16 protein-coding genes are annotated in these 19,061 nt (G+C 65.5%); 5 read left to right on the top strand and 11 right to left on the bottom strand.

Going from position 1 to position 19,061, the window contains the following annotated elements:
- Positions 1 to 4: 4 nt before the first annotated feature.
- The 5 genes from IB257_RS15425 to IB257_RS15405 all read left to right on the top strand — a co-directional run bounded on the left by IB257_RS15425 (position 5) and on the right by IB257_RS15405 (position 6,338).
- Positions 5 to 1,009, top strand: coding sequence for an ABC transporter ATP-binding protein (locus IB257_RS15425; RefSeq protein ID WP_192492555.1), 1,005 nt, complete (start codon positions 5 to 7; stop codon positions 1,007 to 1,009).
- On the top strand, positions 1,006 to 2,610 hold the full coding sequence (locus IB257_RS15420; protein ID WP_192492513.1) for an ABC transporter substrate-binding protein: 1,605 nt from the start codon (positions 1,006 to 1,008) through the stop codon (positions 2,608 to 2,610). Before IB257_RS15425 ends, IB257_RS15420 begins: the two co-directional genes overlap by 4 nt.
- Entirely contained in the window at positions 2,607 to 4,487 is a 1,881-nt protein-coding gene (locus tag IB257_RS15415) for a CocE/NonD family hydrolase (protein WP_192492512.1), read from the top strand. The genes IB257_RS15420 and IB257_RS15415 overlap by 4 nt, the downstream gene beginning before the upstream one ends.
- 95 nt (positions 4,488 to 4,582) lie before the next feature.
- Positions 4,583 to 5,599, top strand: coding sequence for a porin (locus IB257_RS15410; protein WP_175181988.1), 1,017 nt, complete (start codon positions 4,583 to 4,585; stop codon positions 5,597 to 5,599).
- Between the two features lie 136 nt (positions 5,600 to 5,735).
- Entirely contained in the window at positions 5,736 to 6,338 is a 603-nt protein-coding gene (locus IB257_RS15405; protein ID WP_192492511.1) for a LysE/ArgO family amino acid transporter, read from the top strand.
- A 27-nt stretch (positions 6,339 to 6,365) separates the two neighbouring features.
- Here IB257_RS15405 and IB257_RS15400 read toward each other — a convergent pair whose 3' ends face one another.
- From IB257_RS15400 to IB257_RS15350, 11 genes are all read right to left on the bottom strand, one after another.
- Positions 6,366 to 6,680: a hypothetical protein gene (locus IB257_RS15400; RefSeq protein WP_054457842.1), complete on the bottom strand. Its 315-nt coding sequence runs from the start codon at positions 6,678 to 6,680 to the stop codon at positions 6,366 to 6,368.
- A 101-nt stretch (positions 6,681 to 6,781) separates the two neighbouring features.
- The gene (locus tag IB257_RS15395) at positions 6,782 to 7,435 is read right to left on the bottom strand and encodes a TetR/AcrR family transcriptional regulator (protein WP_054457843.1); all 654 of its coding nucleotides are present in this window, start codon (positions 7,433 to 7,435) and stop codon (positions 6,782 to 6,784) included.
- A gap of 42 nt (positions 7,436 to 7,477) precedes the next feature.
- Entirely contained in the window at positions 7,478 to 8,917 is a 1,440-nt protein-coding gene (gene lpdA / locus IB257_RS15390; protein WP_192492510.1) for a dihydrolipoyl dehydrogenase, read from the bottom strand.
- A 6-nt stretch (positions 8,918 to 8,923) separates the two neighbouring features.
- Positions 8,924 to 9,649: an ABC transporter ATP-binding protein gene (locus IB257_RS15385; RefSeq protein ID WP_054457845.1), complete on the bottom strand. Its 726-nt coding sequence runs from the start codon at positions 9,647 to 9,649 to the stop codon at positions 8,924 to 8,926.
- Positions 9,642 to 11,456, bottom strand: coding sequence for an ATP-binding cassette domain-containing protein (locus IB257_RS15380; RefSeq protein WP_166738336.1), 1,815 nt, complete (start codon positions 11,454 to 11,456; stop codon positions 9,642 to 9,644). Before IB257_RS15380 ends, IB257_RS15385 begins: the two co-directional genes overlap by 8 nt.
- 5 nt (positions 11,457 to 11,461) lie before the next feature.
- Complete coding sequence (locus IB257_RS15375; protein ID WP_054457847.1) at positions 11,462 to 12,346, bottom strand: branched-chain amino acid ABC transporter permease; 885 nt, start codon at positions 12,344 to 12,346, stop codon at positions 11,462 to 11,464.
- 66 nt (positions 12,347 to 12,412) lie between these two features.
- Positions 12,413 to 13,624 (bottom strand): ABC transporter substrate-binding protein, encoded by a 1,212-nt coding sequence (locus tag IB257_RS15370; protein ID WP_175181985.1) that lies wholly within the window; start codon positions 13,622 to 13,624, stop codon positions 12,413 to 12,415.
- 72 nt (positions 13,625 to 13,696) lie between these two features.
- Positions 13,697 to 15,055, bottom strand: a complete 1,359-nt coding sequence (locus tag IB257_RS15365) for an MmgE/PrpD family protein (RefSeq protein ID WP_192492509.1) — start codon at positions 15,053 to 15,055, stop codon at positions 13,697 to 13,699.
- A gap of 36 nt (positions 15,056 to 15,091) precedes the next feature.
- On the bottom strand, positions 15,092 to 16,585 hold the full coding sequence (locus tag IB257_RS15360) for a long-chain-fatty-acid--CoA ligase (protein ID WP_192328974.1): 1,494 nt from the start codon (positions 16,583 to 16,585) through the stop codon (positions 15,092 to 15,094).
- 73 nt (positions 16,586 to 16,658) lie between these two features.
- Positions 16,659 to 17,834, bottom strand: coding sequence for an acyl-CoA dehydrogenase family protein (locus IB257_RS15355; protein ID WP_175161576.1), 1,176 nt, complete (start codon positions 17,832 to 17,834; stop codon positions 16,659 to 16,661).
- A gap of 5 nt (positions 17,835 to 17,839) precedes the next feature.
- Complete coding sequence (locus IB257_RS15350) at positions 17,840 to 19,060, bottom strand: dihydrolipoamide acetyltransferase family protein (RefSeq protein ID WP_192492508.1); 1,221 nt, start codon at positions 19,058 to 19,060, stop codon at positions 17,840 to 17,842.
- Position 19,061 lies beyond the last annotated feature (1 nt).

The following is a 19,061-nucleotide window of genomic DNA, read 5'->3' as shown; positions in this document are numbered from 1 at the left end:
CCTGATGCAGGCCCAGCAGGTATCGCGCCTGTTCGTGAAGCGCCCCGATTACGCCGAAAGGTTGGCCGGGCTGCTGGGCGCGCGCGTGGCGTCGCACACGGTGCACGCGGTGGACCGCGTGGACCTGTCCATCCATGAAGGTGAAGTCGTGGGCCTGGTCGGCGAATCCGGCTGCGGCAAGTCCACCCTGGGCCGCGTGCTGGCCGGCATCCTGCCGCCCACTTCCGGCACCCTGCTGACGCCGGCCGGCGAGCTGTCTTCCCTGACCGGGCAGGCCGCGTATGCCCAGCGCATGTCCACGCAGATGATCTTCCAGGACCCGATGTCCTCGCTGAATCCGCGCAAGCGTGTGCGCGACATCATCGGCGAAGCCCCGCTCGCCCACGGCATCGTGGCGCGCCCCGACTACGACGACTACGTGGTGGAGGTCATGCGGCAAGTGGGCCTGAATCCGGATTACCGCAACCGCTTTCCGCACCAGTTCTCCGGCGGCCAGCGCCAACGCGTGGGCATCGGTCGCGCGCTGGCGGTCAAGCCGCGCTTCCTCATCTGCGACGAGTCCATCGCCGCGCTCGACGTCTCGATCCAGGCGCAGATCCTGAATCTCTTCATGGACCTGCGCGAGACGCTGGGACTGACCTATCTCTTCATCAGCCACGACCTGGGCGTGGTGCAGCGCATCAGCGGCCGCACCGTCATCATGTACCTCGGCCGCATCGTCGAATCCGGCCCCACCGCCGAGATCTTCAAGACGCCGCTGCATCCGTATACCCAGGCCCTGCTGGAAGAGGTCCCGCGGCTGACCAACCGCAAGCGGCGCTTTCACGCCATCAAGGGCGAGATCCCCTCGCCGCTGAATCCTCCGCCAGGCTGCCATTTCCATCCGCGCTGTCCCCATGCCATGGCGCGCTGCAAGACCGAGCAGCCCATGCTGCTGGAGCAGGGCAATGGCCACCGCGCCGCCTGTCACCTGCTGGATGCGCCAGCGCAAGGAACGATCCGTCCATGAAAGCTGCAAGCCTCAAATCCTCCCTGTTGCGCAGCGGCCTGCAGGCCCTGCTCGCCGCTGCGCTGCTGGCGGCCGCCGCGGGCACGTACGCCCGCCCCTTGCTGACGATCGGCCACTCCAGCGAGCCCTCGTCCATGGACCCGCTGTTCTCGCGCACGGGCAACAACCAGGCCGCGGCCGAGAACATCTTCGAGCGCCTGGTATCGACCGACGAGAACATGCAGATCCGCCCAGGCCTGGCGGTGTCGTGGAAGGCGCTGGAGCCGACGCTCTGGGAAATCCAGCTACGCCCCGGCGTGCGCTTCCATGACGGCTCGCCGTTCACGGCCGACGACGTGATGTTCTCGCTGCAGCGCGCGCCCAAGGTGCCGAACAGTCCGGCACCCTTTACCGGCGCGGTGCGCTCCATCGCCGGCATCGAGATCGTGAACCCGCTGACGCTGCGCATCCGCAGCAAGCAGCCCACCCCCGACCTGATGGAGCAGATCGGCCTGGTCTACATCCTGTCGCGCCACGCGGCCGAAGGGCGCAGCTCGGAAGACTTCAATGCCGGCCCGGCCGCCATCGGCACTGGCCCCTACAAGTACAAGCGCTGGCAGCCGGGCGACAGCCTGGAACTGGAGCGCAACGAGCAGTACTGGGGCAAGTCGCCGGATTTCGACCGCGTCGTGATCCGCTACATCTCCAACGACGCCGCGCGCCTGGCCGCCCTGCTGTCGGGTTCGGTCGACCTGATCGACAGCGTACCGCCCACCGACACCAGGAAGCTGCAGAGCCGCCCCGGCTACGCGCTGTATCAGTCGGCCTCGGCGCGCTTGATCTACCTGGCGCTGGATTCGGCGCGCGACAAGAGTCCGTACGTCACCGACGCCCAGGGCAAGCCCATGGACGCCAATCCCTTGAAGGACGTGCGGGTGCGCCGCGCGATCTCCATGATGTTCATGCGCGAGCCCATCACCGACCGTCTGCTGAGCGGCGCCGGCGTGCCTGCGGGCCAGATGGTGCCGCAAGGGCTGGGCGGCTACTCGCCCACGCTGGCGCCGCCCGCCTATGACCTGGAAGGCGCGCGCAAGCTGCTGGCCGAGGCCGGCTATCCCAAGGGTTTCGGCCTGACCGTGCATTCGTCCAACGACCGCTTCGCCAGCGACGGCGACCTGGCGCAGGCGTTGGCGCAGATGATGGCGCGCGCCGGCCTGCGCATCAACGGCGTGGTCACGCAGCCCTACAACGTCTATGCCGGCGCCAGCAGCAAGCAGCAGTACAGCGCCTTCATCTTCTCCTACGGCAACAGCACCAGCGATTCGTCCAACGGACTGACCAACGTGCTAGCCACTTACGACAAGGCCGCCGGCACAGGCGCGTTCAACCGCGCGCGCTACTCCAACCCCGAGGTGGACCGGCTGCTGGCTCGGGCCGCCACCGAATTCGACACGGACGTCCGCAACCAACTGCTGCGCCAGGCCGCCGAAGCCGCCTTCAACGACGTCGGCATCGTGCCCCTCTATTTCCCAGTCGTTTTCTGGGCCGCCCGCGACGGCATCGTCGTGCGCGCCAACAAGCTGGAACGGACCTCCATGGTCTACATACAGGAAGCAAAATGAGCCCCACCCGCCCCCTCGCGGACCTGTCCAACCAGAAAGTGCGCATGCGCGACGGCGTGCTGCTGGCGACCGACGTGTATTTTCCCCCCGGTTACCGGGCCGGCACGGACGCGCCGCTACCCGTGATTCTTGAGCGCACGCCCTATGGCAAGGCCGACATCTCCCGTTCCGAGCAGATCGACGGCCAACAGGGCCAGCCGCGCCCCGCCATCGCGCGCTATTTCGCGCAGCACGGCTTCGCCGTGGTGTTCCAGGACTGCCGCGGCCGCTACGATTCCGAGGGCCAGTTCACCAAGTACCTGTCCGAAGGGCCGGACGGCTTCGACACGATGGCGTGGATAACCGCCCAGCCCTGGTGCAACGGCAAGGTGGGCACCATGGGCCTTTCCTATGGCGCGCACACGCAGATGGCGCTGGCCTGCATGAACCCGCCAGGCCTGGCCTGCATGGTGCTGGATTCCGGCGGCTTTTCCAACGGCTACCAGTGCGGCATCCGCCAATCCGGCGCCTTCGAACTGAAACAGGCGACCTGGGCCTACAAGCAGGCCAAGCTCAGCCCGGCCGCGCAGGAAAACCCGGCAGTGCTGGCCGCGCTCGACGCCCAGGACATCCGCCAGTGGTTCGCGCGCATGCCCTGGCGGCCCGGCCATTCGCCGTTGTCGGCCGTGCCGGAGTACGAAGACTATCTATTCGAACAATGGCGCGCCGAGTCCTTCGACGAATCCTGGCGCCAGCTGGGCATCTATGCCCAGGGCTACTACGACGCCATCCCCGACATTCCGGTCGTGCTGATGTCCAGCTGGTACGACGCCTACGTGCGCACGACCATGGAGAACTACGAGGGTCTGGGCGCCGGCAGGAACGCGCCGCTGCGGCTCATCATGGGTCCCTGGCTGCACGGCGACCGCAACATCACACACAGCGGCGACGCCGAGTTCGGGCCGACGGCGGCCTTCGACGGCCACATCGCCCGCAACTGGCTGGAGTTCCGCCTGTCCTGGTTCCGCCGCTGGCTACAGCAGGACGCCAGCCCCGCCGCTTCCGACCCAGCCGCGCGCCTATTCCTGATGGGTGGCGGCAGCGGCCGGCGCGACACGCAGGGCCGCTTCGAGCATGGCGGCCAGTGGGTGCAGGCCGAGACCTGGCCGGTGCCGCAGGCCCGCGCCACGCCCTACTTTCTGCATCCCGACGGCAGCTTGCGGCTGGACCCGCCGCAGGCCACGCACGCCAGCATTCGCTACCAGGCCGATCCTCGGCGCCCCGTCCCCACCATCGGCGGCGCGCTCACGTCCGGCCAGCCGGTGTTCGTGGGCGGCGGCTTCGACCAGCGCGAGGACGCCCGCTTCTTCGGCATCGAGCAGGCCGGCCTGCCGCTGGCCTCACGCGATGACGTCGTCGTATTCCAGACCGAACCGCTGGAGCAGGACCTGGCCATCGTCGGCCCGGTCGTGGTCAAGCTCAGCATCTCGTCCGACTGCCCTGACACCGACTTCACCGCCAAGCTCATTGACGTCTATCCCGCCAACCCCGACTATCCGCAAGGCTACGCGCTGAACCTGACCGACGGCATCTTCCGCTGCCGCTTCCATGAGTCCTGGGAAAAGCCGGCGGCGCTTGAGCCCGGCAAGGTCTATGAAATCACGATCGAGCCTTTCGCCACCTGCAATCTGTTCAAGCGGGGGCACCGGATCCGCCTGGACATATCCAGCAGCAACTTTCCCAAGTACGACGTCAATCCCAATAGCGGGGAAGCGGCGGCCGATGCCCGCGAGAAACGCATCGCTCTCAACACCCTGCATCTGTCCTCGGTCCATGGTTGCAGCCTCACGCTGCACGTCGCCGATCCGCAAGCGCTGACGCCCTTGCCGGCGCCCTGACCCGGCCACCCGTGTTTTACCCCCAGCCACCCGCGCACCGCGCGGGCGGCTGGGGCCGTTCGTCCATCCGCAACACAACATCAATGGGGATCACCTTGAAAAAAAAGCTGAGACAACGCAAATTCCTGGGCGCGGCGCTGGCCCTTTCTTGCATGAGCCCGGCGCAGGCTGCCGAAACCAGTACGGTCACGCTGTACGGCCTGGTCGACCTGGGCATGCTCTATGAGCGCAAGGATGGCGAATCCAGCCTGCGCCAGAAAAGCGGCAACCAGTCCGGCTCGCGCTGGGGCCTGCGCGGCAGCGAAGACCTGGGCAACGGCTACAAGGCCGTCTTCCGCCTCGAGAGCGGCTTCAATGCCAACAACGGCACCCAGGCGCAAGGGCGCATGTTCGGACGCTGGGCCTACGTCGGCCTGGCGGGCGGCTTCGGTGAAGTGCGCCTGGGCCGCCAGTGGGTCTACGGCTTCGAGTGGGCTGGGGTAGGTTCGCCCTTCGGCACCGGCTGGAGCCAAAGCTCCAACAACGCCGTGCTGGGCTACAACGACGGCGACTTCGGCGCCGGAGGTCGCGTCAACAATGCCGTGTTCTACGCCACGCCGCGGATGAACGGCTGGCAGGCCGGCCTGGGCTACAGCTTCGAAGCCAACGACGGCAACGAATTCGCCACGGACAACCACGACCGCGTCTTGACCGCTGGCCTGCGCTACAACAAGGGCCCCATCGCCGCCGCGCTGACCTACGAACGCCTGAATCCCAACGCGCTGCAGCCCAGCAAAAAGAACGCCACCAATTTCCAGGCCGCGGGCTCCTATGACTTCGAATGGATCACGCTGCACGGCACCTACGGCAATCTGCGCAACGCCAATAGCGGGCCCTCGGCCGGTTATGACAACGTCAACTCCTATATCGCCGGCGTGACCGTGCCGACGGGCAAGGCTGGCAAGGTGATGGCCTCTTACCAGCGCGCCACGTCCTCCGACATCACCGGCTGGGCGCTGGGTTACCAGTACGACCTGTCCAAGCGCACCAACCTCTACGCTTACGTGAACCGGCTGGACGTCCGGGAATCCCATACGCTGCAGACCTCGGCGGGCATCCGCCACATGTTCTAAGGTCTGGCCTGGCGGCGCGTCCGAGTGCGTTCGGACGCGTCCAGGATAATTAGTAAAACTGAATATAGATTAGAATAATTAGCTGTCCTAATCGTTCAGCCCAGGCTAGTCTGTCGCCCTTGATTCAAGGTTGACGATGACCACCGCCTACATTCCCGGATTCCTGCTCGGCCTGAGCCTCATCATGGCGATCGGCGCGCAAAACGCTTTCGTCCTGCGCCAAGGCCTGCGCCAGGAACATGTCTTTGCCGTCTGCCTGACCTGCGCCCTGTCCGACGCCATCCTGATCAGCGCCGGCGTGGCCGGCTTCGGGTTGGCCGTGGGCGCACTGCCCTGGCTGGAACCCGCCCTGCGCTACGGCGGCGCGCTATTCCTGTTCGTCTACGCCGCGCGCAGCCTCATAGCGGCGCTGCGGGCCCGCCACGACAGCCTCAAGCCCTCATCCACCCAGACCGCCGGACGCGCCGCCGCGCTGGCGACCTGCCTGGCCCTGACCTGGCTCAATCCGCACGTGTACCTGGACACCGTGGTGCTGCTGGGTTCGGTCTCCAGCCAGTACGACGGCCACAAGACCGCCTTCGCGCTGGGCGCGATCACGGCGTCCTTCGCCTTCTTCTTTGCGCTGGGCTATGGCGCGCGCCTGCTGCGGCCCATCTTCGCCAATCCCAATGCGTGGCGGGTGCTGGACGGCTGCGTCGCCGCGGCCATGTTCGCCATCGGACTGAAGCTGGTGCTCTGAACACCTGGGCCGAAGCCCCTGCGCGGCCTAGCGGCTCTTGCCGGACCCGGCGGACGCGTTCACGTAGTCCTTCACCGTGCGGTCCTTGTTGAAGATCACGGTCAGCGTCTGCTGGTTGTCCATCGCGCCGTAGGCGCTATTGTCGAAATAGAACCAGGTGGCCGTCGTCAGCCCATCGCGGCCGACGCCCTGCGACCGGGGCGGGCCGTAGTCCCGGACCATCTCTTCGTAGGTGGTGACGTTGAGCTTGATGGCGGCCACCTTCGATTCGGTCAGCAGGTCGCTGGAACCGCTGGCGCAGCCCGTCACAAGGGCGGCCACGAAAAGCAAGGATGTTCTCATTCTGTTTTCCCCGGTCTGGCGGGCCGCGCAGGAGCGGCCAGCGTATTTGCGCTTGCTGGATAGACCGAGATTAGAACGTAAATTTTCGCCCTGCGGTGCGCCTATTCCACCTGCATCTTGCCGATGTCGGGTGCGAACGCCTCGGGCGGCTTGCTGGCGATGGAGCGGCACAGGAGTTCGGACATGCCCTTGGCCAACTGCTTGTTGTTCCATTCACCCGCGTCCGAATACCACTTCGGCACCCAGTTCACCGCGCCAAAAATGGAAAAGATAGCCAGCTTGGGATCGCACTGGATGATGCTGCCGTCCTCCATCCCTTCGCGCACGAAGGCGCGCAGCTTGGCCTCAAAGCGGTCGCGCTGCTTGACGATCTCGGCGCGGTCATCGGGTTCTAGCGCGTGTTCCTCGGTGATGATGACGCAGCGGCTCATTTCGCTGAGCGTCACCTCCAGGTACTCGCGCAACGCCAGCTGCAGCTTTTCCAGGCCGGTGCCGCCATGGCGTTCCGCCGCTTCGATGGCCTCGAAGCCTACTCTCAAAGCCTCGGCGAACGCCTCGTACAGCAGGGCGTGCTTGTTCGGAAAATAGTGGTAGAGCGCCGCCTTGGTAACGCCCAGGCTGGTCGCGATGTCTCCCAGCGAAGTGGCGTGGAACCCTTTCTGGTTGAATGCGGCAATCGCCTGGCGCAACAGCGCTTCGCGCTTCAATTGGTGCATCGCCTTGTGCGTGGGCACCGAATTATTCCATGTTGCCACTGATCAAACCCTCCCGGTGAATTGCGTGGACCGGCCGCATATTTAACTTTTTTTCCCGGAGAGGAACAACTCGGTGAGCGTCCCCTCGTATGCCTCGGCCGCGAATGCCAGCGTCTCCGACAAGGTCGGGTGCGGGTGTATGGTGAGCGCAATGTCGCCGGGCTCCGCCCCCATCTCGATGGCCAGCGCCGCCTCGGCGATCAGGTCGCCCGCCTGCGGCCCCACCATGCCTACCCCCAGCAAGGCGCGGGTCTGCGGATCGACCAGGATCTTGGTGAGTCCTTCGCCGCGCCCCAGGCTCAGCGCTCGGCCGCTGGCGGCCCACGGAAAGCTGGCCGACTCGAACGCCACGCCATTGCGGCGCGCGGCTGTCTCGGTCAAACCTACCCAAGCCACTTCCGGATCCGTGTAAGCGACCGCGGGAATGACCTTGGCATCGTTGGCAGCATTCTTGCCCGCCGCGATCTCGGCCGCCACCTTGCCCTCGTAGGCCGCCTTGTGCGCCAGCATCGGTTCGCCGACGACGTCGCCTATGGCAAGAATATGGGAGACATTGGTACGCTGGCGCTCATCGACGGGTATGAAGCCGCGTTCATCCACATGGACTCCCGCCCGATCCGCGCCGATCCTGGCCCCGTTGGGCCGGCGGCCGGCCGCAACCAAGACGGCATCATACACCTGGGGTCCGGCGTCTTGCGGCCCGCTGAACACGACGTGCACCCCATCCTCCCGGGCGCTGGCCGACACCACCCGCGTCCCCGTCAGGATGGCCTCATAGCGGCCCGCCACCCTCTGCGCCAGGGGCTGCACCAGGTCGCGGTCGCATCCCGGCAAAAGACCGTCGGTCAGCTCCACCACTGTGACGCGGACGCCTAGCGCCGCGTACACCGTCGCCAGTTCCATGCCAATGATGCCCCCGCCCACCACCAGCAGGCGCCTGGGCACATCCGCCAGCGCCAGGGCGCCGCTCGAATCCATGATGCGCGGATCTTCCGGCCAGTCCGGCAGGCGCACGGGGTGCGAACCCACTGCAATGATGGCCTGGCGAAAGTGCACAGAGGGGCCGCCGGCGACCTCCAGGGTGTTGGGTCCTGCAAATTGCCCCCTTCCGTGCACGACACGGACCTTGCGCCGTCGGGCCAGGCCCGCCAGTCCGCCGTTCAGCTTGGCGACCAGCGCTTCTTTCCACTGTCGCAGCTTGTCCAGACGAATGCGGGGCTCGCCGAATTCGATGCCCAGCTCGTGCAGGCCGCGCGTCTCTTCCAGGGCGCGGGCTGCGTGCAACAGCGCCTTGGAGGGAATGCAGCCCACATTCAGGCATACGCCTCCGAGGCCGGGCCGATCTTCGACCAACGTCACCGACAGCCCCAGGTCAGCGGCGCGGAAGGCTGCTGTATAGCCGCCCGGCCCACCGCCCAACACCAGCAGCTCGGTATCGATACTCCCGCCCGTGGGCGGCCTGTCCTTCTTTTCCGTCTGCATGTCTGCCTATTCCGTTCTGCCCGCGCCCAGATAGGCGCTGGAAAGCTCAGCGCCGGCGCTGCCCGTCAGCACGTCGCGCGTGCCCTCGAAGACTGTCTTGCCGTGTTTGAGCACATAGCCGAAATCCGCCACCCTGAGCGCCAGGCTGGCCATCTGCTCGCTGAGCAGCACCACGCGGCCGCCCTGCGCGCAGTACTGCTTGATGAAATCGAAGATCTGCGCCACAACAATGGGCGCCAGTCCCAGGGAGGGCTCGTCCAGCAACACGCAACGTGGTTCGTGCAAAGTGGCCATGGACAGGATCAGCATCTGCTGCTGGCCCCCGCTAAGGGTCCCAGCCTTCGCCGTTCGGCGTTGCGCCAGGACCGGGAAATTGCCGTACACCTGTTCCACGGCGACCTTGAAGTTTCCCTTTGGTTTGCGGAAATGCCAGGCTGTGATCAGATTTTCCTCGACGGTGTGCTGGTGGAAGATGCGCCGACCCTCCATGGCATGAGCCAGCCCTCGCCGCGCGCGTTCATGCGGCGGCAAGCGGGATATGTCTTCTCCATCCAGCAGGATCTGCCCGCCTTTGATCGGCGTGACTCCGGATATCGCCCGCATCAGCGACGATTTGCCGGCGCCGTTGGCACCGATCAAGGCGGTGATGCCATCGGGGCGCGCGGTCAGGCTGACACCGCGCACGGCGTCGATTGCACCGTAACTTACCTGCAGATTGCGGACTTCAAGCATGGACGGGCTCCTCAACGCCAAGATAGGCCTGGATCACGGCCTGGTCGGCGCGCATGCCGTCCATGTCGCCCCGATAGATTTCCTCGCCGGCTTCGAACACCACCACCTCCTCAACCAGTTCGGCCAGGAAATCCATGTGGTGATCAATGATCATGATGGCCACGCCATGGTCACGCGCCAGGCGGACCAGCCTGATAAGGTGTTCCGACTCCACCTCCGACAGGCCGGCGGCAGGCTCATCCAGCAGCAGCAGCTCCGGATCGCTGGCCAGGGCGCGGGCGACCTCGGCCAGGCGCTGGATGCCATAGGGCAGTTCGCTCATGATGGCGTCCGCATGGCCGGCCAGCCCGGCCGCCTGCATCAAGGCTTCGACCTGGCGCAGCAATGCGCCCTCTTCGCGCCTCGCGCCTGGGGTGTTGAACGCCGCGGCCAGCGCGCCATGCCGATAGCGCCGATGGGCTCCCATCAGGATGTTCTCGCGCACGGTAAAGCTGGGCACGTTGCGCGGATCCTGGAAGGTACGGGTAATGCCCGCCTGCGCAACCTTGTACGAGGGCCAGCCCGCGATGTCCCGGCCCTTGTACAAAATGCGCCCCGAGGTCGGCGCATAGATGCCGCTGATGACATTGACCAGGGTGCTCTTGCCGGAACCATTGGGCCCGACCAGCGCGGTGATGCTGCCGGCGCGCAGCTCGAGCGACACGCCCGCCAGCGCGCGCAGGCCCGAGAATTCCATGACCACGTCTTCAACCCGCACCAGCGCTTGCTGCCTTTCGGCGCCCGCGGCGGCCTGCCGCTGCGACAAAGGCGGCTCAGCCTCGACCGGCGCCGCGAGGCGCAACTGGTCGAACTTGCTGTAGCGCGTCTGCGTGCGCAGCAGGCCCGCAAGCCCTTTGGGCAGCAAAGTGAAGATGAACACCAGGATCAGGCCGTAGACGATGTACTGATAGTCATTGAAGGCCTGGAGCTTCTGCGGCAAGTAGGTGAACAGCACCGCCCCATACACCTGGCCTGCCAGCGAACCCAGCCCGCCCACGATCGACATCACCAGGATCTCGATGGACCGCATCAGGCCAAAGCTTTCCGGCGTCAGGTAGCCGATCATGTGCGCATAGAAACCGCCAGCCAGGCCGGCCAGGCCGCCGCTGATCGCATAGGCCGCGCGCTTGACGGCAGCCTGGGAGATGCCCAGCGATCCCGCCGCGATTTCGCTGACGTGCACGGCATAGAATGCCCTGCCGAAATGGCTTTTGACGAAGTTGCGCAGCATCAGCATGACCACCAGCAACACTGCCAACAGGATGCGGAAATAGGCCACGGTATCGATGGTCCAACCGAAGATCTGCAAGGTGCCGATCTGCGACGAAGGTATGCCCCGCATGCCCATCACTCCTCCCGTCACGCCGCGCAGTTCGCGCGCCAGCTCGTAGACGATCAAGCCGAAACCCAGCGACATCATCGCCAGGTAGAACTCGCGCACGCGGCCCGCCGGGCCCGCCAGCAGCAGGCCGACTGCGGCCGCCCCGAAGGTTGCCAGGAACAGCGCCACCGGAAACGGCACTCCCCAGGACTTCATCGCGATCGCGCTGGCATATGCGCCGATGGCGAAGAATCCGGCATGGCCCAGCGAGATCTGCCCGCTGATGCCGGTCAGCAGATTGATGCCCTGGGCGAGCAGGATATTGATGATGACGAAACTCCACATCTGCACCGTGCCAGTGGCGACATGGCCGGCGCCTATCGCCAGCGCCACGGCCAGCACGCCCAGCGTCCAGGAGTTCGACAGGATTTTCCCCAGCTGTTTCATCGTCCTCACACCTTCACGGTTTCGCGCTTGCCGAACAGGCCCTGCGGCCGGATCGTCAACACGCCTATCAAAAGCACGAAAGCCACGACCTCGGCCGCGGCGGGCGAGACGTAGCCCCCCACCAGCTTCTCCAGGATGCCGAGGATCAGCCCGCCCACCAGGGAGCCGAACGCGCTGCCCATGCCGCCCATGACCGCGGCGACAAATGCCAGGATCAGCAGATGCAGGCCAAAATTCGGATCCACCGTTCCCGACACCTGCGACACCAGGATGCCGGCGATGCCAGCCAGCACGCCGCTCACCAGAAACGAGAAGACCACCACGCGGTAGACCGGTATGCCCATGAGCGACGCCAGGTCGCGATCGTGCGCGACCGCGCGCACGCCGTAACCCCAGATGGAATGGCGCAGGAACAGCTCCATCAGGCCGACGATCATCACACTGATGACGAACACGGCGATGTACTGCAGCGAAATGTAGGCACCCATGAACTCCACCGTGTCGGTGCTGCTGAAGAGCACGTCCGGAAACGCCACAGCCTGTGTCCCGAACAGCCAGCTCGCCACACCCTGCAGGAAGATGCCTATGCCGAGGGTGGAGACCACCCACCCCATGCTGCCGGCAATGCGCCGCGTGGGCCGCACGCCGACCACCTCGACCACCCACAGGATGAAGGCCGTGGCCAGCAGCGACACGCCCACCGCCAGGAACACGTTGACCCCGGCGCCGACCATGACGGCCGTCAGCATCGCCCCCGCCATCAACACCGAACCCTGTCCGAAATTGAGCACGCGCGTGGTCCAGAACGTCAGGTTCAGGCCCAGGCCGATCAACGCATAGGCGGCGCCGACGCTCAGGCCTGACACGATCATTTGGATAAAGAAATCCATATCACCATCATCCATACAGACGGGCGCGGCCCAGCGCCTCATGGCGCCGGACGCGCGACGTGCCAGTTACTGGGCGACCGGCTGCAGCCGGACCTTGTCGTCCTTCTTCACGTACTCGAACACCTTGACGCCATCCGTCTCGATGCCGTGATGACGGCTCTTCGAGAAGTTGTAGGTGGTGTTGACGCCCTGGAAGTCCTTGATCGATTCGATCGCCGCGATAATGGCCTTGGGATCGGTGGAGTTGGCCTGGCGTATGCCTTCGAACAGCACATTGGCCGCGTCGTAGCCGTTGGACACCGAGATCGCCATGAACAGCTGCGGATTCTCCGGGTCGTTGCCCCACCAGCGGTCGGCGCCGTACTTCGCCTTGTAGGCCTTGGCGAAGTCCGCCGCCGCCGGACGCATGGGATTGCCGAACGCGCCGATCATCGTGCCCAGGGTGCCCAGGGTCAGATCGCCCGCGCCCTCCTGGTAGGGTTGCCCCAAGGCGCCATTGGAGGCGACCAGCGGCACGTTCACGTTCAGCCGCGCCATGGTCCTGCGCAGCACGGCCAGGTCCTTGCCCAGGCCGATGGCGGCGATCGCATCGACGTTGGCGCGCTTCATGCGCGCCACCTGCGCGGTCATGTCCTGCGCACCCTGGTTATAGGAGTCCGTCGCGACAGGCTTGGCGCCGCCGTTCTTGCCTATGGAGGCAGACAGGTAATCGACTCCGGTCACGCCGTAGGCCGTGCTTTCGTGCACGATGCCGATGCGCTTGAAGCGCTTGGCCAGGTATTCGCCCATGGCCACGGCCTCGATGTCGTTCTGCAGCGCGAACGAAAACACATTGGGCCGCGGCTTTTCTCCGGTCTTCTCGCCCGCATAGGTCACGACCGGCGTCTGCGCGATGGGGTTCATGTAGGGGCGGCCGTCGGCCTGGGCCATGTCGATCACAGCCAGGGTCGGTCCGCTGCCCGCCGGACCGATGATGCCGACAATATCCTTGTTGTCCAGAATGGCGCGCATGTTCTGCACCGCGCGGTCCGGATTCAGCTGGTCATCCAGCAGCATCGCAATCTCGATCTTCTTGCCGTTGATGCCGCCCTTGGCGTTCCATTGTTCGACGGCGAGCTCGACGGCGCGCCGGTTGCCTTCGCCAAACTCGCTATAGGGGCCGGTCAAGGCCGAGGTCATGCCGATCTTGACCGTATCCGCCGCCAACGCGGTCCCCGAAACCAAGGCCGCCACGGCGGCCGCCAACCACGCAGGCGTGGATTTCCTGTACCAGGACATGTCGTCTCCTCCTAGGTTCATGCACGTTGTAGTAACGCGCCCCGAATTCTCGAAGCGCCATCCACTGGCCTCTCAGCGGGCCGTCTGGATCTCTTTGAAGGCGGCAAGGACGTCTGCCATTTCCGCCCGTGGCAGTTCGGCCGCGAAACGTTCGATATGGTCATAGGCGCGCTGCGCCACACCGGTCTCTTCGCCGATGCCGCGTATCAGCGCGGACACCCGGGTCCGGTCGTAGCTGTATTCCGTGTGGTCGGTGTCCAGCCGCACTATCAGAGGTTCGCTCTCACCCTCCAGTTCCGCTTCGAGGCGGCAGGCCAGCAAGCCGAGAGCATCGTCGGCATGCAGCCGGATCCGCGGGATCAGGCTTGCCACGGCCGTGTCGCCGAATCGCGCCATATGCGCGATGGTTGGCGTTCCATGCAGCAAGGTCGTGGCAACGCAGAACTGCGTGCTCATGAGCGTTCCGGAAATGCTCTGGAACGGTCCCTCCTTGTCCATGCCCGCATAGCCCACGACCGTAGGGTTCAGGTATACGCGCAGGGTCCTCAGGGCGCTGCCGCGCGTGCCCAGCAGGTCCCGCAGCCGCAGGCAGGCGCGGACCGGCGTCTGGTTGAGTGCGCAGACGGGGTATGGCTTGAAAGTCACCTTGAGCAGCGACCAGTCCTTGCCCAAGCCGCCGGCTATGGCAGCGACATCGCATTCGGCCCTGACGAAGGCACGTGCGAAGCCGGACTTGCCCTCGAAGGCGCCGTCCGCGGATACGGAACCATGGGCCGCCAGCGTCGCCGCCGCCAGCCCGTTGCGCCCGGCCATACCAACCTGGTAGCGCCATTCGTCGGTGCCATCGCCGAAAGACTGCAGGATGCCGCCTGTGAACGAGGCGGCGTTGGACAACGCCGCGGCAGTGCGGTCCTCGGACAAGCGCCATAACCGGGCAACGGCAGCCGCGGCGGCGACCGTGCCGTACAGCGGCGAAGCGCGCAAGCCTGCGGCGGTCGTCCGGGCCGAATAGGCAGATTCCAATGCGCCGCCGATCTCATAGCCTGCCACCAATGCGGGCAGGAAATCCTCCATGGCCCCTTCGCCGTGCTCCACCAGCGCTGTCAGGAGCGGCAGCAGGATGGCGCCGAAATGTGCCACGCCGCAGGTATCTTCCTGCGCCCTGCCATGGAACAGCGCGGCATTGGCAAGCGCCGCACCCGCCACCGTGCTGCGGCGGCCGCTGCCAAGCAGCGTGGCGCCGCCGGGACGTTCACCGTCCATCGCCAGGACGGCCCGCTCGGCCACGCGGAAGAACGGCGTGGGATGCGAGCCCAATGCAATGCCGTAACCATTGAGCACGCAGGCGCGGGCCTTTTCCACCACGGGTTCAGGAAGGTTGTCGACGGTCAGACCCGTCGAAAACGCCGCGAATTTTCTGGCCAAACTCATGTCTTCTCCCCTGCTTTCTTATGTGTTTGCCGCGTGTCAGCCGTTGTAGCGATCGCGTAGCACGCGCTTGAGGACCTTGCCGGAAGGATTGCGCGGCAGTTCCTCCACCACCTTCAATTCCCGGGGCACCTTGAAGTTGGCCACGCGCTTGCGGCAATGCCGGTCCAGCTCTTCCAGCGTCAGCGTGTGCCCGGGGTTGAGCACCACCACCGCAGTGATCCGCTCGCCCCACTGCTCGTCGTGCACGCCGATGACCGCGGCTTCGGCGATCTGCGGCATTTCGTAGAGCACGGCCTCGACTTCGCTGGAGGCCACGTTCTCCGCGCCAGTCAGGATCATGTCCTTGGTCCTGTCGGTGACGAACAGGAATCCCTCATCGTCCAGGTAGCCCACGTCCCCGCTGCGCAGCCAATCTCCGAAGAAAGCTTCTGCGGTTTTCTCGGGTGCGTTCCAGTAGCCCTTGGTCACCTTGGGCCCGCGCACGCAGATCTCGCCTTTCTCTCCGGCGGACAACCAGCGGCCCTCATTGTCCGCAATGCGGATCTCCACATGCGGCAATGCACGCCCGGTTGAACCTATCTTCTCGAGCTCACGGCCGGGTTCCATGAGCGTGTCGCCGCTGCAGGTTTCCGTCATGCCGAAGCCATCAATAAAGCGTCCCCGGGTAAACACGCGGGTGAAGTCTCGGATGCGGGATTCCGGCGTCTTTTCGCCTCCGGCAATGCACCAGCCGAAGGTATCGAGGGAGTACCGTTCGGGGTGCTGCACGGCCAGCACGCGGCTCAACATGACAGGGGCCATCCAGCCGCAGGTGAGGCCATGGCGCTCGATGGAAGCAAGCACCGCTTCCGGGTCGAACTCTCGGTGCACGCACAGCGTGCCGCCCACCCACAGCACCGCGATACCTGGCAGGTCGAAGGCGCCGACGTGATAAAGCGGGCCCACCACCAGCAGGCGCTCCTGGCGCGTCAGACCCAGCGCGATCACATGGTCGATCGATTTCCAGTGGAGGTTGCCGTAGGTATGCATCACGCCCTTCGGGCGCGAGGTGGTGCCGGACGTGTACATCAGCCGGACCAGGTCGTCCTGTGCCGTGGCGGCCGGTTCTGGCACTTCCCGCCCTGGCTTGCCAAGACTGCGCGAATCGGCCTGGCCCTCCGCGTTCAGCACTACCTTCGGCACTTCCAAGGCCGCCACCTCCGCGAACTCCTCGTCCACGAAAAGCAGCCTGGCGCGGGCGTCGGCAAGAATGTAGGCGGCCTCGGGCGCCGCCAGCCGGTAGTTGATGGGAAGGAACACCGCGCCCAGGTAGCTGGCCGCGAACGCCAGTTCCAGGAAGGCGGCGCTGTTCTTCATGAAGAGCGCCACCACGTCGTTGCGGCCTATGCCATGCGACTGAAGCAACGCCGCCGCCTGGCGGATGCGTTCATGGAAGTCGGCATAGCTGATGGCTTCATCGCGATAGATGATGGCGGCGCGATCGGGGGTGCGCCGGGCGTGATAGGCGATGGCTGCGCTCAGATTGAGCATGGTGGGTCTCCCTTGGATGGCGGCTCGGCGCGGGTGGCGGCCTGGGCCGGTCCCGCGTCTCGATTCTGGCGCTTCAGTATGACTTCGGCATGCCGAGATCGTGTATGGCGATGTAGTTCAGGATCATTTCTTCCGACACTGGCGCGAACTTGAACAGCCTGGCGTCGCGCCACAAGCGCTCCACATGGAATTCACGCGCATAGCCCATGCCGCCCATCGTCTGCATGCTGCGTTCGATGGCATGGCTGGCAGCCTGGGAGCCTATCAGCTTGGCAATGTTGGCCTCGGTGCCATAGGGCAAGCCCTGGTCGCACAGAGAGGCCGCGTTCAGGTTCATGAGCCGCGCGCACTGCAGTTCCGCATGCGATTGCGCCAGGGGGAATTGCAGACCCTGGTATGCACTGATGGGCTTGCCGCCAAACACCTTGCGGTCGTTCGCGTACTGCACCGCCAGGCGCTCCGCCAACCTGCCCGCGCCGACCAGGCTGGCAGTCGTCACGATGCGCTCGGTATTGAGCACGTCCAGCAATTCGCGAAAGCCCTTGTCCAGCGTGCCCACCAGTTCATGTGCTTCGATGCGGACATTGTCGAAGAACACCGAACATGCGCTGAGCGTCTGGGTGCCCACCTTATCGATGGCCGAGTAACTCAGGCCCTCGCGTTCGACGTCGATCATGAACATGGAGATACCGTCCGTTGGCCGCGCCCCTTCGACGGGTTTGGCGGTGCGCGCCACGACCAGCATCTTCTGCGCGGCATCCACGGCGGTGATCCAGATCTTCCGTCCATCCAGGCGCCAGCTGCCATCGGGCTGGGCAGCGGCGAAGCTCTTCATGGCCAGCGTGTTGGTGCCGGCATCGGGTTCGGTAAGCGCCATGCAGAAGTTGATCTTGCCGCTGGTCAGGCCGGGCAGCAATTCGCGCTTCATCTGCTCGCTGCCGAACCTGGAAATCGGCACGCCGCCGAAGATGGGATTGATCATGAATAGCTGGCCCAGCGTCGAACCGCCGCCGCCTGCGGAAAGTTCCTCGACGATGAGCGCCAACTCCACCATGCCCAGGCCGGATCCGCCATGTTCCTCGGGCAGCGCCGCGCCTGCCAGGCCGGCCTCGCAAATGGCTTGCCAGCACGCCTGGGGGAACGCGTTCTTGCGATCCTGTTCGTACCAGTATTCCACGCCATACGTTTCACCAATGCGGCGCGCGGTCTCGACTATCAGCTTCTGTTCGTCCGAAAGCGAAAAGTCCATGTGATCTATCCTTGAGTATGGGTACGCAGCAGCCGGTAGGGGTCCTGCAGCAATTCGATGACGTGATTGAGGAATTTCAGTGCGCCCGCACCGTCGTGCAGCCTATGGTCCGCTGCCAGCGCCAAGCCCATTTCGCGCCGCAGCGCGGGCGCGCCTTGCGAGTCGGGCCGGAATATCTCGCGAATGCTGCCCACGCCCAGGATCGCGGACTGGGGCGGGTTGATGATGGGCGTCATGTATGTGACGTTGAACATGCCCGCGTTGGAAATCGAGATGGCGCCGCCACTCATGTCCTCACGGGTGGCATTGCCCGAGCGCACGCGTTCGAGCAATGCATCCGACTGCCGTGCGATGCCGTCCAGCGTGGCGCCTGCCAGCCCGTGCAGGACGGGCGCCATCAGCCCGCGCTCGGTCGTGACCGCCACACCGACGTCAATGGCCTGGAACTGCACGATATGGTCGTCGTTCCAGATGCGGTTCTGTTGCGGCAAGGCCTCGAGCGCCCGCGCCACCGCGGCGATGACGAAGTGGTTCAAGGTCAACCGGGGTGCGTCAGCTTGGCCATTCAACCGGCCGCGCAAGGCGAGCAGCTCGCTGACTTCCGCTTCGGCCGAGAGATAGAAATGAGGTACCTGCTTGGCTTGCGTCATGCGGCGGGCCATGGACTGCACCAGCCCGCTGGCGGTGACTCGCTGGCCGACGTCCTTTGCCGCAACCGTCAGTTCGTCGGCGCTCTTCGCCAGCGCCGCCGGCGCTCCCGCCTGGCGCACATCGGCCGCCTTGATGCGTCCGCCAGGCCCCGTGCCGCCGACCTTCGCCAGATCCACGTCCAGTTCACGGGCCAGGCGCCGCGCCAGCGGCGTGGCCACGATGCGGCCGCCCACGACTGGCGCCGGCTCGACGCACGCCGGCACGGCCGGCTTGGTCATGACGGTTGCCTCCTCCCTGGCAGCAAGGCCGGGTTCCTGCTCCGCCCGCTGGCCCGGGCCCGTCCAACGCGCGACCACAGCGCCGACGGGAACGGTTTCGCCCGCCTGCACCAGGATCTCGCCAATCTGCCCGTCTGCCTCCGCCGCGATTTCGTTGGCGACCTTGTCGGTCTCCACCACGAACAAGGGATCGCCAGCCTTGACCTGGTCGCCAGCGGCCACGCTCCATTCGATCAACATGCCCTCGGTCATGGTCAGGCCGAGCTTGGGCATCAGCAGGTCATTCAGCGCGCCCATG

This window comes from Achromobacter sp. ACM03 (genome assembly GCF_014851665.1).
Classification (GTDB): domain Bacteria; phylum Pseudomonadota; class Gammaproteobacteria; order Burkholderiales; family Burkholderiaceae_B; genus Achromobacter; species Achromobacter aegrifaciens.
The sequence above is the reverse complement of the archived record's forward strand: the minus strand, read 5'-3'. Positions and strand labels throughout refer to the sequence as shown.